The organism is Enorma timonensis, assembly GCF_000321165.1.
In the GTDB taxonomy this organism is placed as follows: Bacteria; Actinomycetota; Coriobacteriia; order Coriobacteriales; family Coriobacteriaceae; genus Enorma.
This window is the reverse complement of sequence record NZ_CAPF01000052.1, coordinates 20,671-34,672: the sequence shown is the minus strand read 5'-3', so window position 1 is coordinate 34,672 and position 14,002 is coordinate 20,671. Positions and strand designations below refer to the sequence as shown.

The window sequence follows — 14,002 nt, the reverse complement described above, 5'->3', positions numbered from 1 at the left end:
GGCCGTACGGACGGGGGTGGACGATGAGGCGTGGGGTTCGGTTTGCGCTGAGCGCGGTATCGGGAGTCCTGGTGCTCGTGCTGGTCTCGTGGTACGGCTCGTCCATACGCGCCGAGGCGGAACGCGAGCGCCAAGACCTGCTCGCATCTTACGGCGGGGACGTCGTGAGCGTGTGCGTGGCGTCGCACGACATCGCGGCGGGCGAGACGCTCGACGAGGGCGATGTGCGCATGGAGGACTGGGTCGCGGGGCTGCTGCCCGCGGGCGCGGCGACGTCGATCGAGGATGTCGTGGGAAAGCGCGTGAGCTCCAGCGTGCCCGAGCGCGCGGTGCTCTGCCCGGTGTATTTCCAAGAGCGAACGGGTGGGCTCGAGGTTCCCGAGGGCGCGGTGGCGGTATCGGTTGCCGTCGACCCGGCGCATGCCGTCGGGGGTTCGGTCGCGTCGGGAGATGCCGTCGATGTCTACCTTTCGGGCGCGGGGCTCGCGGACCGGATATGCCGGGCGACCGTGATCGATACGAGCGCCGAGCAGGCGGGCGGAGCATCCGGCGACCTGAGCTGGGTGACGCTCGCCGTGGAGCCCGACCGCGTGTCTGAGCTGCTCGCGGCCGTGGCACAGGGGACGGTCAGCCTGGTCGCGCCCGGCTCCGGCGTCGATGAGTCATTGGGGACGGGTTCAAATGACTCATCGGAGTCATCGGGGACGGGTTCAAATGACTCATCAGCGGCCGAGGATGCAAAGGATTCGGAAGGGGCTGCAGCTCCCGAGGATACGGACGAGGCGCCCGATGCGGAAGCGGATGCGCAGGACACGAGCACAGAACTTGGAGGGGATGCGCGATGAAGCCGTTATGGTTCGCATACTGCACCTGCGAGGAGTACCCGGCCGTGCAGCGGGAGATCGAGCTGCGGGAGCGCGGGGCATGCGTGCTGCGCGTCGACGATCTCGAGCTGCTCGGGCGCATAGCGGGCGCGCTCGATGCCAAGGTCGCGGGGACGATGGTGCTCGCGCGGGGCCTTGGTATCGAAGCCCATGCGGCGCTTGTTGAGCGCATCGTGCGAACCGATGGCACGGGTCGCGTTGTGGCGCTCGTGGAAGCGATCGATCCGGCGCGCATCGCCCCGCTGTTCTATGCGGGCGCCGATGAGGTCGTGCCGCTTGAGGAGGCTCGCCGCGTGGGTGCGGCGGAGGCGCCTGCGGAGAAACAGGCTGGGGACAACGAAGGAGCCGCTTCGGAGAAGCAGGTTGAGGACGGCCGCGAGGCTGCTGCGGTGCCGAAGGAGGCGCAGCGTGCACAGGCGGTACCGGGGGTCGCCGCCTCAGAGGGCGTGAGTCGTCCGAACGGCGTGGACGACCTGGATGAGCCGGACAATCAGCCGCGCCCGCGTGCCAAGGCGCCGTGGGAACGCGACCGGCCGAAGCATCGCGCGCCCGTCGTGTGCGTCGCCTCCGGCCGCGGGGGCGTGGGCAAGACCACGATCGCGACGGCGATGGCGTGCGACGCGGCCCGCATGGGGCTGCGCGCCGCGCTCGTCGACCTCGACCTCATGTTCGGCGATGCCTACGGGATGCTGGGCGTGGAAGAGCCCCGCGACCTGGAGGGAATCGTCCAGGCAGCTTCATCGGGCTCGCTTTCGGAGGCCGATATCGTGCGCGCGTCGATGCGCGTCGCCCCCGGGTTGACGGTCTGGGGGCCGATCGGCGTACCAGAGCGGGCGGAGCTGCTCGGGAAACCGGTCGAGGTCTTGCTCGAGGTGCTTCGGGCCGAGGCGGACGTCGTGATCGTCGATACTTCGGCGACGTGGACGGATGCGGTCGCCGCAGCGGTGTCCCAGTGCGACCGGTGCCTCATGGTCGCCGACGGCGCGACGGGCACGGCTCCCGCGCTGCAGCGCGCCATCTCCCTGGCGGGGCGCTTCGGCCTCCCGCGCACGCGCATGACCTGCGTGGTCAATCGAGTCGGCGCGCGCTCATGTCCAGAGGATATGGCCATGCGCATCGAGATGGCGGCGGCGCTGAGCTCGAAGGCGCGCGTCATGGATGGCGGCGGCGACCTCGCGGGGCTCGCGGAGATCGGTCATATGGACGAGGCAGCGCGGGCGCAGACCCCGTTCGCCCAGAGCGTGCAGGTTCTTGCCGTGCGCGTCCTGCGCGAGCTGGGGTGCACGCTGCCGGAGGATGCGCTGCGCATCGAGGCGCGGGGCGTGGATGCGGGTCGCAAGCGGCTGCGCCTGCCATGGAAGAACGTGGGTGAGGCGGCATGAGCGTTTTGCAGCGCGCGCAGGTCGTTCGGGCAGCGGGACGGCCCCGGAAGCGCGATGGTGCGCGCTCCACAGCGCATCGCGCGGCGCTGCGGTCGGTGAAGCGCGAGACGCTGGAGCGCATCGGGTTCGATGAGGTCGCGCGCATCGTGGCGGATACGGACGCGGACCAGGCGCGCGGCGAGCTGCGCCCCGCGATCGAGGCCGTGCTCAACGCCCAGGTGCGCGAAGACCTGGACGACGGGGAGCGCGAGCTCATCGTGAACGAGGCGCTCGACGACGTGGTGGGCTTAGGGCCGCTCCAAGCGCTGCTCGAGGATGAATCGGTGAGCGAGATCATGGTGAATGGGTGCGGCTCGGCCTTTTTCGAGCGCAAGGGCACCCTGCACCCCTTGGGCGCCCTGTTCGAGGATGACGAGCAGATCCGCATCCTCATCGATCGGATTCTCTCGCCGCTCGGGCGCCGCGTCGACGAGCGGAGCCCCATCGTGAACGCGCGCCTGCGGAGCGGGTATCGCGTCAACGCGGTGGTTCCACCCGTGGCCATCGACGGCCCCGTGCTCACTATCAGGAAGTTCTCCGATCGCATCAGCTCGCTCGCGGAGCTCGTCAGGCTCGGCTCGCTTCCCGATTGGTACGCGCGCCTGCTGTCGTGCGCCGTCGCGCTGCGGCAGGATCTTGCCGTCGCGGGCGGCACGGGTTCGGGCAAGACGACCCTGCTCAACGCGCTCTCGTGCGAGATACCCACCGGCGAGCGCATCGTGACCATCGAGGATTCCGCAGAGCTCAAGTTCTCCCGGCACCCGCACGTGGTGCGGCTCGAGGCGCGCGCCGCGTCCATCGAGGGCGAGGGCGCGGTGAGTATCCGCGACTTGGTGACGAACGCGCTCCGCATGCGGCCCGATCGCATCGTGGTGGGCGAGGTGCGCGGCGCGGAGTGCATCGACATGCTCCAGGCCATGAACACCGGCCACGACGGGTCACTCACGACGCTGCATGCGGGGACGGAGGATGAGGCGATCGTGCGTCTCGTCCTGCTCGCGCGCTACGGCATCAACCTGCCCTCGGAACTCATCGAAGAGCAGGTGGCGATGGCGCTGGACGGGATCGTCATGTCGGAACGGCACCCGGATGGCAGGCGATTCGTGTCGTCGTATTCCGGGGTGAGCAGAGCGGAACACGGCGGCGTGAAGCTGGAACGGTACGTTTCGTTCGATCGCGCGACGGGGACGTGGGAGCTCGTGCGCGAACCCCCGTTCATCGAGGAAGGGCTTCGTTCCGGCGCACTCACGAGCGAGGAGGTGCAGGCATGGCGGACTATGTGCCCATGATGACGGCCGCGCTCGCGGCGGCGGGCGTGTATGGCGCCTTGGGCGGAACGGGCGTGCGACGGGGCGTTGGCAGCGGCATCGGGTCCGCGGCGTGTTCGCGCGGGGCGGGCGATGCCGTGCGATCCGCGCTTCGCCGCCTGGGTGCGGCGGTTCCCGCGTGCGTGTGCGACACCGCTGTGATGCGCGCGTGCTGCGCCGAGCTCGCGCGGACGAAGGCGTATGCGCGGGCGATGCGCGTGCTCGGGGCGGAAGCGCCGCGCGGCACGGCGAAGGCGTGCCCGGCGGACGACGCGGTGGAAGCGGCGGATGCTCCGCCGTTGTCCCTGCATACCCGGGCTGAGACGGAACTGCAGCGGGGCATGCTCGTCGCCGCGCTCTGTCTGGGCGGCATGGCGGGCGTGCTCGCGCTGGGCGGCGTCATCGGGTTTGCCGCGGGCGCTGCTGCTATCGCCATCGTCCTGGTGGTGCGCGCGGCGCGGCGGGCGCGCGAGGAGCGCCAGCGCATCGCGTCGGCGATGCCCGAGGCGTTCGCAGCCCTCGCGATCGCGCTCGGCTCGGGCCATACGCTCGCGCAGGGCATGCGCTTCGTGGGGAGCCATGCCGAGGAGCCGGTTCGCGGCGAGTTTCTCCGCGTGGCATGCGCCGTTGACTGCGGCATCTCCGCATCCGATGCCCTGGACGACCTGCTTGCTCGCCTTCCCGCCCCGGGTCTCGGGCTCGTATCGCTCGCCCTCAAGGTCTCGCAGCGCACCGGGGCACCGCTCCGGGAACTTTTGGCGGAGGCGGCGGAGATGGCGGGTGAGCGCATCGCCCTCATGCGCCAGCTGGACGTGAAGACATCCCAGGCGCGCATGTCGGCCCGACTCGTCGCTTTGATGCCCATCGCCATGGTCGGCGCGCTCGCAGCGGTTTCGGTTGACTTTCGAAACGGTCTCGCCACGCCGGTCGGCGCGGGCTGCGTGGCCGTGGCGCTGGTGCTCGATGCCTGCGCATGGGTCATCATCCGGCGCATCATGCGCATCGATGTGGGGTGATGCGGAATGGGTGTGGTGGTTGCCGGGGTGCTCTCGGCATGGCTCTGCTGGCTGCTGACGGGTTTCGGCGCGGCCGATCGCGCGTGGGCGGCCTCGATGCTGCGCCGCGGCCTCGTGGGCGCGGAACGCACGTTTGCGCATATACGGCGCTCGATGCGCGCTCGCATGAGGCCGCGCCGCGCGAGGGCGGCGCAGGAGGCAACGCTTGGCCAGATCGCGGAGATGATCGATGTCGTGCGCCTCGGGCTCTCCGCCGGGCTGTCGTTCGATGCCGCCCTGGAGCTCTTCTGCGCCCATCGCTCCAGCGCGCTTGCCAAGCGCATGGAGCGGGCTCGCCTGTCGTGGCAGATGGGCATCGCGACGCGCGGGGAGGAGCTGGAACGCGTGGCGCGCGACCTCGGCGAGCGGTCGCTGGAGTCGTTCGGCATCGCGGTCGACCAGGCACTCAGCCTGGGCTCGCCACTGTCCGAGACGCTTGCCGCGCAGGGGCGCGAGATACGGGCGGCGCACCGGGCGCACGTCGAGCGCGAGATCGAGCGCGCACCCGTCAAGCTGCTCATCCCGACCGGGACGCTCATCCTGCCGGCGCTGTTGCTTTCCATCGTGGGTCCGCTGCTCGCGGCGAGCGGCATGGTGTAAGGAGGTTCGTATGGAGAAACGGGTACTGCACGGGTTCGGTAGCAAGGTGGCCTGCGGGGCGTCTCGCGGATTGCGCAGGATGCGTTCGCTTGCTCAGGAGGAAAGCGGCCAGGGGACGACCGAGTATGCGATCCTCGTGGGCGTGCTCGTGGTCATCGCGATCCTGGCGATCATCGCCTTCCGCGACAAGGTGAGCGAGCTATGGAACGCCATCTCAAGCGGCATCAACAGCCTGTGACGGATGGCGCCGCGCGCGGGGCGGGCGAGCCGGCCGCCTCAAAGGCGGCTCGGGGGCGGGATCGCCTGCGCGGGCGCTGGCTCGCCCCCATGTTCTGCGTGCTCGCGGCGTTGTGCGCACTCGTGCTGGGCGCGGGGTATATTACCGGGGCGACCGGCGGGCTTGCCTCCGATCAGGCTGAGCCGACCCCGCAGGCGAAGGCGGGCTCGTCCCGTGCTGCGGAGGGCTCCGACGCGTCGGGTGATGCGGCCGAGCCAAAGGGTGATCGGGAAGCGGGAAGCGATGCCGCGGCGGGCGATGAGCTCGCAGATGAATCGGATGCCGCCCCGGTCGATGCGAGTACGTTCTTGAGCGTGCTCGAGCGCTCCGCGGCGGCGGATGCGCAGGGAGAGGCATCGTGTATGTGGACGGCCGATGAGCCCATCGACGAGCTCGCCGCCGACGTGCTCCGCACGTACCGCGACACGGCTGGGTGCCAGCTCATGACAAGCGGCTACCTGGATTTGAAGGGCAACGCATGGGGCGGCATCGTTCTCAACGCGGAGGGGTGGGTCGACGTCATCGTCGTGGCAGCCGAGGAAGGAGATGCCTCGTCGACGGCGCGGATCGCGCGCATGAGCGCATCGTCTGCCCCGGAGGACACGGGCTCGCGATGAGGTGCAAGCAAGGAGGTTGATGCGTATGCGTGCATGTGCGCAACGCGTGCTGGGGGGCATGGCCGCGCGGCGTGTCCACGGGGGAGCGTCGGCACGAACCGTGAGCGCTCTGCGACACCTCGCGCGGGAGGAACGCGCCCAGGCGACGCTCGAATATGCCCTGACCCTGTTCGCGCTCATGGCGCTCATCTCCGGGGTCGCCCTGCTCTGGCGCGCGGGGGAGCAGGGCGTGCTCGCGCGGCTGGTGGAGGACGCCTGCTCGCATGCGCTCGACGGGTTGGGCGTGCTCGATATCGCATTGTTTTGAGCATGCGCGAGGGGGGTGCGGGATATGACGCGAATGATGGGTGCGCTCGCGCGCGAGGACCGGGCGCAGGCGACGGTCGAGGCCGCCCTGCTGCTCCCGGCGTTCCTCACGGTGCTCCTGCTCGCCTTGCAGCCGCTGTGCATGCTGCACACGCGCTCGGTGATGGAGGCGGCGGCGAGCGAGACGGCGCGGCTCATGATCACCGCGGGCGACGAGACGCAGGATGGCTGCGAAGCGTTCGCGCTGCGGCGCCTCGCGGCCGTCCCCGACCTCTCGATCTTCCACGCGGGAGGTTCGCAGGCGTGGGACATCGAGCTGAGCGCATCCGATGCGGGCGAGGGGCGGGTGAGCGTGGCGATTTCGGGCGCGGTCACCCCGCTGCCCGTCCTCGGGGCGTTCGCGGGCGCGCTGGGGGAGACGAACGGATGGGGGGATGTCGAGATGCGCGTGGAGGTGAGCTATGCAGGCAGACCGGAATGGCTCGAGGGGGACTACGAGGCATGGATTGCGCGGTGGGATTGACCTGTTCATCGAGGAGGGGGCGTACACGAGCCTGGCGGCCGCCGTGTCGATCCTCGTGACGCTGTCGCTGCTGTTCGCGGTCGCGAGCGGCATCTGGAGCATGTCGCGTTCAGGAGATGTCCAGGTGAGCGCCGACGCGACGGCGCTCGCGGGCGCGAACGTGGTCTCGTCGTACCATACGACGGCAACGGTGCTCGACGCCGCGGTGCTCAGCATGGGGCTGGCGGGGATCTGCGTGACGGGCGTCGGCCTCGTTGGCCTCCTCATCCCCGGGGCCAACGCGCTCGCGCCGCAGACGATCGACGCGGGGATTCGCATGCTCGATGCGCGGAACGACTTCGCGGCATCCGCCTCGCGCGGCCTGCAGACGCTCGAATCGTCCCTGCCGTTTCTCGTGGCGGCGAACGGAACGCGCACGTGCTCCGCGCAGTCGGGTGAGGCGACCACATACACAGGGACGGCGCTCGCTGTCCCCACCGCTTCCGCCTCGGAGTTCCCTGCGCTCGAGGGCAACGAGGTCGCGACCGATGAACTCGAGGCGACCTCGGGCGAGCTCGAGGTGGCGGCAGACGAGCTCACCGAGGCGCAGGAGGAGACCGCGCGCGCGAAGGAGGCGGCCTGGCTCGCCGACTGCGGAAGGGATGGTCGCAACATGCAGGAGCGCGCGGGCAGCCTGTCCGGCATCTCGGCGGCCGAAAACCCCGATTACGCCTCGAGCTTGACCTGGGATCCGAACGTCGCGCTCGACCGCACGCGCGCGTACTACGCGTGGCGCTACGCGCATGAGGCTCCCGAGGGGAGCGGCGTCGAGGCGGCGGCGGATTCCGCTGCCCGCAAGGCGTTCTACGCATATGCGTCCGAGCAGTTCGCCACGGCGGCGGTGATCGAGACAGAAACCGGCGTGACCATCTCGGTCCCGCTGCTTCCGAAGAACACCGATGAGGCGCGGAACACGACGCTCTATACCGATGCCGAGTGGCCGACGACCCAGGAATCGAGGGGAAGGACGCTTCACTACTCCCTGGAATGCCCGGGCGCGACCGGGGCGTCTGCCGGCATGGGGTCGCTCGCGGACGCAGAGGCAGGGCGCATCAAGGAGTGCCCGACCTGCGCGTTCGGCATCGGCGACGTGGGCAGGGTTCCCGCTGCCTCCACATCCATCGACAACGGATACGAATGCCACCTCCGGGAGTTCACGCTCGCGCTCGAGGACTACGCCGCGTGCCGCGGGCGGGAGATCGAACTCGAGCGCGAAGCACGCGGCGCGAGCGAAGACGCGGCCGATGCCTTCGATGCGGCGCTCGAGACGCTTGCCGCCCACCGGCCGCATATCGCGCCGCCGGGGAGATGCGGCGTGGTCGCGGTGGTGGTCTCAAACGCGACGGAAGCGCCCGAGGAACTCTCGACCTCCTTCGCCGCCCAGCCGGAGGGCGAGATGCGCGGCGCCATCTCCGCGGCGGTGCTCGCGCCCGACGAGGCGACCGATGAGAGCAACGTCCTCGCCTCGTTCTTCTCGTCGCTCTCATCGCGGACGGGCGGGGGCGGTGCCGTGGGGCTCATCGACGACGTGATGGGGCTGTGGGGAAAGCTGCTCATCGCGTACGGCGATGTGGCCGAGGGGCTCTCGCAACTCATGGACGACCTGCTCGGAGGGCTTTCGATGCTCGGCCTGGGCCCGCTCGCGACCTGGATGGGGAATCGCATCGACGGCGCGGTGAGCGCCCTGGGGTTCGAGCCCGTCGACCTGAGCTCGATGAAGCCCGTGCTAACCGATAGTGCCAACGTGCTCGCCCATGCCGATGTTCCCGGGCTCTCCGATGCACAGGAGCTGCTGCGGTCGCTGCCCGTGGGCAGCACGGATCCGGCGGCGCTCCTCGAGGCGCTCGAATACGACGTGGGCGAGCGCCTGCTCGATACGACCATCACCATCGCGGAGATTCCCTTGCCGGGAGGGGTCACGATCCCGCTCACGGTGCGCGTGGGGGATGTGGTGGGCATCGTCGGGGGAGGTGGATGAGCATGGCGGGCGAGGGTTCAGGCAGATGGTCGCGCCGCGCGCGTGCGCTCGGCAGCCGCCTGCTCGAGGAGCGGGCGCAGGCGACGGTCGAGATGGCGGTCGTGGTGCCGGTGCTTATCGTGCTCGCGCTCATCACCTACAACGTCATGGTCTTCCTTGCGGCGTCCGCGCGCTTCGACCGCGTCGCCCCCGACATCGTGCTCGCCCACGCCGTCGCCCCCAGTGGGTTCGGCGATGCAGCGTCGGCGGTCTCGGATGATGTGGCAGGCGCACTTGCCGACGCGATGGGGTCGTACGACGTCGATATCGAGGTGACGTGCCTCGAGGACGGGGACGGCGGCGGCTCGGTCTTCTCGCTCGTCGGCGGCCAGCGGACGTATCGCTGCGTCATGCGGTTTGAGCCATGGCCGAGCAGGCTTTCCATCGCCGGCGTCGACATGGGCGCGCCGGTCGCGCTCGAGCACGTCCGCGAGGTCGTCGTCGATCCATGGCGGCCGGGGGTCGTGATGTGAGATGAGGGGGTTCGGCATGGATGAGGGAAAGGTGGCGCGGTGCGCGCTCGACCCGTATGGGTTCAGGCGCGCCCTGCGGATGCTGGGCTGGGAGCCTGCGTGCCTCGTGGTTGCCGAGGCGCCGCTTGCCCGGCTCGCCGGGATGATCCCCCGCTCGTATGGGGCGGCCGGCGCCCCTGGGGAGGTGGTGATGGGATTTCCCCGCTGCCATGCGGTGCACACGTGCTTCATGCACCGCGCGCTCGACATCGCATTCCTCTCCAAGACGGGGGAGGTGCTCGCGGTGTGCCGGGCCGTGGAGCCATGGCGCATGCTCGCATGCCGCGGCGCGGCATCGGTGCTTGAGCGGTTCTCGATACCTTAGGGCGGCGGCTCCGCCCGGGACAGTCAAAAAAATAGGCGACCACGAAGGCCGCCTATCTGCGAATGCGATGGTGGTCAGAGAGGGAGTCGAACCCCCGACACGAGGATTTTCAGTCCTCTGCTCTACCAACTGAGCTATCTGACCGGGGCTGCGTTTAACAGCTTGATAACTATACCAAATTGAACGTGCCCGTCAAGGCAAAAAGCTCGAATATCCGATAAAGTGGGAACGAGACGGTATACTCAAAGGTCAACGCGAACGACGAAGCCATGCGGGAGCGCGTCTCCAGGGCGGAAAAGAGGACATGATGGAAAGGATCCGCGGAGTCAACCTGGCGGGCTGGTTCATCCCCGAGCCATGGGTAACGCCCTCGTTGTTCGCTGCAACCGGCGCGACGAACGAGGTGGAGCTCCAGACCGCCATGGGTTCCGTCGCGTACAACGAGCGCATCCGCCAGCACTACGAGACGTTCATCACCGAGAACGATTTCCGGCGCATGGCGGCTATCGGGCTCAACGCCGTCCGCCTGCCGGTGCCGTGGTACACCTTCGGTTCCCAAGGCGAGTCCGAGGTGTACATCCCCGCCGTCGACTACATCGACCGTGCGTTCGAGTGGGCGCGGAAATACGATATGCGCGTCCTGCTCGATCTCGCGACGGTCCCCGGCGGCCAGGGCGATTCGAACAACTCGCGCAGCACGCCGGAGTCCACCGCCGACTGGCACTCCTCGACGAACGGCCGGCACATCGCGCTTTCCGTCCTCGACCAGCTGGCGACCCGCTACGGCATGCGCGCCGAGCTCATCGGCATCGAGCTGCTCGATACGCCCATCATGAGCGTGCGCACCGGGCTCTTCCGCACCTCGAACGGCATCCCGAGCCACTACCTGCGCAATTTCTACCGCGACGCCTACGAGATCGTGCGCCTGCACATGCCCGAGACCAAGATGGTCGTGTTTTCCGCCTCCGGCCACCCCAAGGCGTGGAAGCGCTTCATGAGCGGCGGCAAGTACCGCAATGTCTGCATGGACATCCATCTCTACCACTATCGCGACGATATGGCGCTCGACATCACCACGCCGAGCGGCCTCTCCCATGCCATCGCGCGCAACCGCCGGCTCATCGACGAGGCGCATGCCTCCGGCTTCCCGGCGATCGTGGGCGAATGGTCGGGTGCCGCGGTCTTCACCAACACGTCTATCACGCCGGAGGGGCGCGCCGCGTTCGAGCGCGTGTTCATCGCGAGCCAGATGGCCTCGTTCGCGAAGGCGCGCGGCTGGTTCTTCCAAACGTGGAAGACCGAGAAGCGCATTGCGGCATGGGACGCGCGCGTCGCGCTCGGCACGCTCGAGCGCGGCATGCTCGACTAACGGGGAAGCCGTGGCGAGCGCTGTGGAGCAGGGCGGGCTCATCGTGGTGGGCACGCCCATCGGGAACCTGGGAGATCTGAGTCCGCGCGCGGCGGAGGCGTTTCGTCGCGCCGATGCCGTGTGCTGCGAGGACACGCGCGTCACCGGAAAGCTGCTCGCGCACATCAGCGTCGAGAAGCCGCTCGTGCGCTGCGATGAGAACGTGATCGCCGCGCGTGCGGAGGGACTTGTCGAGCGCATGCAGGCGGGTGAGGTGCTCGCGTACGCGTCGGATGCCGGCATGCCGGGCATCTCCGACCCCGGGCAGGTGCTCGTGGAGGCTGCGCGCGCGGTGGGGGTCGCCGTCGAGGTCGTGCCCGGCCCCGTTGCCTGCGCGACCGCGCTCGTGGCATCGGGTATCCCCTGCGACCACTTCTTCTTCGAGGGCTTCCTGCCGCGCCGGGCGGGCGAGCGCGAGCGGCGGCTGCGGCAGCTCGCTGCGGTGCCCGGGGCGCTCATCTTCTACGAATCCCCGTATCGCATCGCCGCGACGCTCGAGACCGTCGCCGCCGTGTTCCCGACGCGCGAGGCCGCGCTCTGCCGTGAGCTCACGAAGCTCCACGAGGAGGTGCTCCGCCTGCCCGCACCCGAGCTCTTCGCCGATGTCGCTGCGCGCGACCAGGTGAAGGGCGAGATCGTGCTCGTGGTGGCGCCGCCCGCCGCGGACGAGCTCGTGGCGCTTGCGGCCGGCGCGCCCGCTGCGGCAGCCGTGGGGACACCAGGTGAGGCTGCGGATGCCGATGCCGCCCTGCGCCGCGACATCGCGGATGCCCTTGCTGCTGGCGAGCCCGCCTCCGCCATCGCGAAGCGCCTCTCCCAGCGCTATTCCCGCCGTCGCCGCGAGGTCTACGCCCTCGTCCTCGAGGTGCAGGGCTCTTGAGGTGAGCATGATAAAAACCCGGCTTGCTAAATGATAAAAACCAGCCTGTCTGCTTTTTATCATTTTGGGTTGCGACGCGCTGCGCCCCGCGCGCGACGAACCCACTCGCCATGCGGTAAACTATCACCCTAGATGCCACGACCACGCAAGGAGATTCCCAGCATGGAGCACACGAAGCCCTCGTATTACATCACCACCCCCATCTACTACGTGAACGCCAAGCCGCACCTGGGCACGGCGTACTGCACGATCCTCGCCGACGTCCAGGCGCGCTTCCGCCGTGCCTGCGGGTATGACGTCAAGTTCCTCACCGGTATGGACGAGCACGGCGAGAAGGTGGCCGAGGCGGCCGAGAAGAACGGCTTCGATACCCCGCAGGCGTGGTGCGACTCCATGGAGCCCGCCTTCCGCGACCTGTGGGAGACGCTCGAGATCTCCAACGACGACTTCATCCGCACCACGCAGCCGCGCCACATCGCGGCTGTCCAGAAGTTCCTGAAGGCGCTCCTCGACCGTGGCTACATCTACAAGGATGCCTACGACGGCTGGTACTGCCGCCCGGACGAGACGTACTTCACCGAGACGCAGGTGCGCCACCACGAGGAGGAGCGCGTCGCCGCCGGCGAGGCTCCGGCCGACCCGGAGCACCCGCTCTGCCCGGATTGCGACCGCCCGCTCGAGCGCATCCAGGAGGAGAGCTGGTTCTTCAAGCTCTCCGCCTTCGAGCAGCCGCTCCTCGATTTCTACGAGGCGCACCCGGACTTCATCCAGCCCGAGACGCGTCGCAACGAGGTGATCTCCTTCGTGAAGGGCGGCCTCAAGGACCTCTCCATTAGCCGCTCCACGTTCGACTGGGGCGTGCCGTTCCCGTTCGACGAGAAGCACGTCGCCTACGTGTGGGTCGACGCGCTCATCAACTACCTCTCCGCCGTCGGGTACGGCGCGGAGGGCGAGGAGGCGGCCGAGACCCTCGCGTACCGCTGGCCGGCGCAGTGCCACGTCGTGGGCAAGGACATCATCCGCTTCCACTGCGTCATCTGGCCGGCGCTTCTCATGGCCGCGGGCCTGCCCCTGCCGGAGAAGGTCTTCGTCCACGGCTTCCTCACCGTGCGCAACGAGGAGACCGGCAAGGTCGAGAAGATGAGCAAGAGCCGCGGCAACGCCATCGCGCCGGAGGAGGTCATCGACCTTCTGGGCGTGGAGGCGTACCGCTACTACTTCATGAGCGACGTGACGCATGGCGCGGACTCGCCCATCAGCTGGGGCCGCATGCGCCAGGTCTACAACGCCGACCTGGCCAATAGCTGGGGTAACCTCGTCTCCCGCACGCTCAACATGAGCATGAAGTACTTCGATGGGTGCGCGCCCGCGCGCCCCGCGAGCTTCGATGAGCCGAGCCCGCTGCGCGACGCCTGCGACGGCATCTTCGAGCGCTACGCCGCGTGCATAGAGACCATGGATTACAGCGGCGCGACGGCCGAGGTGCTCAAAATCGTCTCCGCCGCGAATCACTACATCGAGGACATGGCGCCGTGGGCGCTCGCGAAGGATCCCGAGAAGGTGGACGAGCTCGCGAGCGTGATCTGGAACCTGCTCGAGGTCATCCGCATCGCGAGCGAGCTCTACGACCCGTTCATGCCGCGCATCTCCGCCGAGGTGCGCCGTCGCCTCTCGCTTGATCCCGCGCCGACGGCCGACCTTGCCGCCGCCTGCGCTTGGGGCGGCCTCGCGGGCGGCGCGCCGGTCGAGAAGGGCGAGCCGCTCTTCCCGCGCCTGGTGGACTAGGCGCTCGCTGCAAGGTTTCCTGAAGCGTTCATATGTTGTGATCTGA

Annotated in this window: 15 protein-coding genes and 1 tRNA gene; 15 read left to right on the top strand and 1 reads right to left on the bottom strand. The window is 68.9% G+C overall.

From position 1 onward, the window contains the following. Positions 1-71: 71 nt before the first annotated feature. From cpaB to BN423_RS06055, 12 genes are all read left to right on the top strand, one after another. A complete protein-coding gene (gene cpaB / locus BN423_RS06110) occupies positions 72-845 on the top strand; it encodes a Flp pilus assembly protein CpaB (protein WP_232385520.1) in 774 nt (257 codons plus the stop codon). Beyond that, the gene (locus BN423_RS06105; protein ID WP_019239380.1) at positions 842-2,266 is read left to right on the top strand and encodes an AAA family ATPase; all 1,425 of its coding nucleotides are present in this window, start codon (positions 842-844) and stop codon (positions 2,264-2,266) included. Before cpaB ends, BN423_RS06105 begins: the two co-directional genes overlap by 4 nt. Continuing rightward, positions 2,263-3,594: a CpaF family protein gene (locus BN423_RS06100; RefSeq protein WP_019239379.1), complete on the top strand. Its 1,332-nt coding sequence runs from the start codon at positions 2,263-2,265 to the stop codon at positions 3,592-3,594. Before BN423_RS06105 ends, BN423_RS06100 begins: the two co-directional genes overlap by 4 nt. Then, a complete protein-coding gene (locus tag BN423_RS06095) occupies positions 3,573-4,628 on the top strand; it encodes a type II secretion system F family protein (protein WP_019239378.1) in 1,056 nt (351 codons plus the stop codon). The genes BN423_RS06100 and BN423_RS06095 overlap by 22 nt, the downstream gene beginning before the upstream one ends. A gap of 6 nt (positions 4,629-4,634) precedes the next feature. Further along, positions 4,635-5,267: a type II secretion system F family protein gene (locus BN423_RS06090; RefSeq protein ID WP_019239377.1), complete on the top strand. Its 633-nt coding sequence runs from the start codon at positions 4,635-4,637 to the stop codon at positions 5,265-5,267. A 10-nt stretch (positions 5,268-5,277) separates the two neighbouring features. Next, positions 5,278-5,505, top strand: coding sequence for a Flp family type IVb pilin (locus BN423_RS10775; protein ID WP_019239376.1), 228 nt, complete (start codon positions 5,278-5,280; stop codon positions 5,503-5,505). Next, positions 5,469-6,161: a hypothetical protein gene (locus BN423_RS06080; protein ID WP_232385519.1), complete on the top strand. Its 693-nt coding sequence runs from the start codon at positions 5,469-5,471 to the stop codon at positions 6,159-6,161. Before BN423_RS10775 ends, BN423_RS06080 begins: the two co-directional genes overlap by 37 nt. Positions 6,162-6,261: 100 nt before the next feature. Further along, positions 6,262-6,468, top strand: a complete 207-nt coding sequence (locus BN423_RS06075; protein WP_232385518.1) for a hypothetical protein — start codon at positions 6,262-6,264, stop codon at positions 6,466-6,468. A gap of 24 nt (positions 6,469-6,492) precedes the next feature. Beyond that, positions 6,493-6,990: a TadE/TadG family type IV pilus assembly protein gene (locus BN423_RS06070; RefSeq protein ID WP_232385517.1), complete on the top strand. Its 498-nt coding sequence runs from the start codon at positions 6,493-6,495 to the stop codon at positions 6,988-6,990. Then, entirely contained in the window at positions 6,974-9,007 is a 2,034-nt protein-coding gene (locus BN423_RS06065) for a hypothetical protein (RefSeq protein ID WP_019239372.1), read from the top strand. Before BN423_RS06070 ends, BN423_RS06065 begins: the two co-directional genes overlap by 17 nt. Before the next feature lie 2 nt (positions 9,008-9,009). Further along, positions 9,010-9,519 (top strand): TadE/TadG family type IV pilus assembly protein, encoded by a 510-nt coding sequence (locus BN423_RS06060; protein ID WP_019239371.1) that lies wholly within the window; start codon positions 9,010-9,012, stop codon positions 9,517-9,519. A gap of 16 nt (positions 9,520-9,535) precedes the next feature. After that, positions 9,536-9,883 (top strand): DUF192 domain-containing protein, encoded by a 348-nt coding sequence (locus BN423_RS06055; protein ID WP_019239370.1) that lies wholly within the window; start codon positions 9,536-9,538, stop codon positions 9,881-9,883. A 68-nt stretch (positions 9,884-9,951) separates the two neighbouring features. Here the strand turns inward: BN423_RS06055 and BN423_RS06050 are convergent. Continuing rightward, positions 9,952-10,027, bottom strand: a tRNA-Phe gene (locus BN423_RS06050). Between the two features lie 163 nt (positions 10,028-10,190). Here BN423_RS06050 and BN423_RS06045 point away from each other — a divergent pair. The 3 genes from BN423_RS06045 to metG all read left to right on the top strand — a co-directional run bounded on the left by BN423_RS06045 (position 10,191) and on the right by metG (position 13,956). After that, positions 10,191-11,252, top strand: coding sequence for a glycoside hydrolase family 5 protein (locus BN423_RS06045; RefSeq protein ID WP_019239369.1), 1,062 nt, complete (start codon positions 10,191-10,193; stop codon positions 11,250-11,252). 10 nt (positions 11,253-11,262) lie between these two features. Continuing rightward, entirely contained in the window at positions 11,263-12,171 is a 909-nt protein-coding gene (gene rsmI, locus BN423_RS06040) for a 16S rRNA (cytidine(1402)-2'-O)-methyltransferase (protein WP_019239368.1), read from the top strand. A gap of 162 nt (positions 12,172-12,333) precedes the next feature. Then, a complete protein-coding gene (metG, locus tag BN423_RS06035) occupies positions 12,334-13,956 on the top strand; it encodes a methionine--tRNA ligase (RefSeq protein WP_019239367.1) in 1,623 nt (540 codons plus the stop codon). The last annotated feature ends 46 nt before the right edge of the window (positions 13,957-14,002 follow it).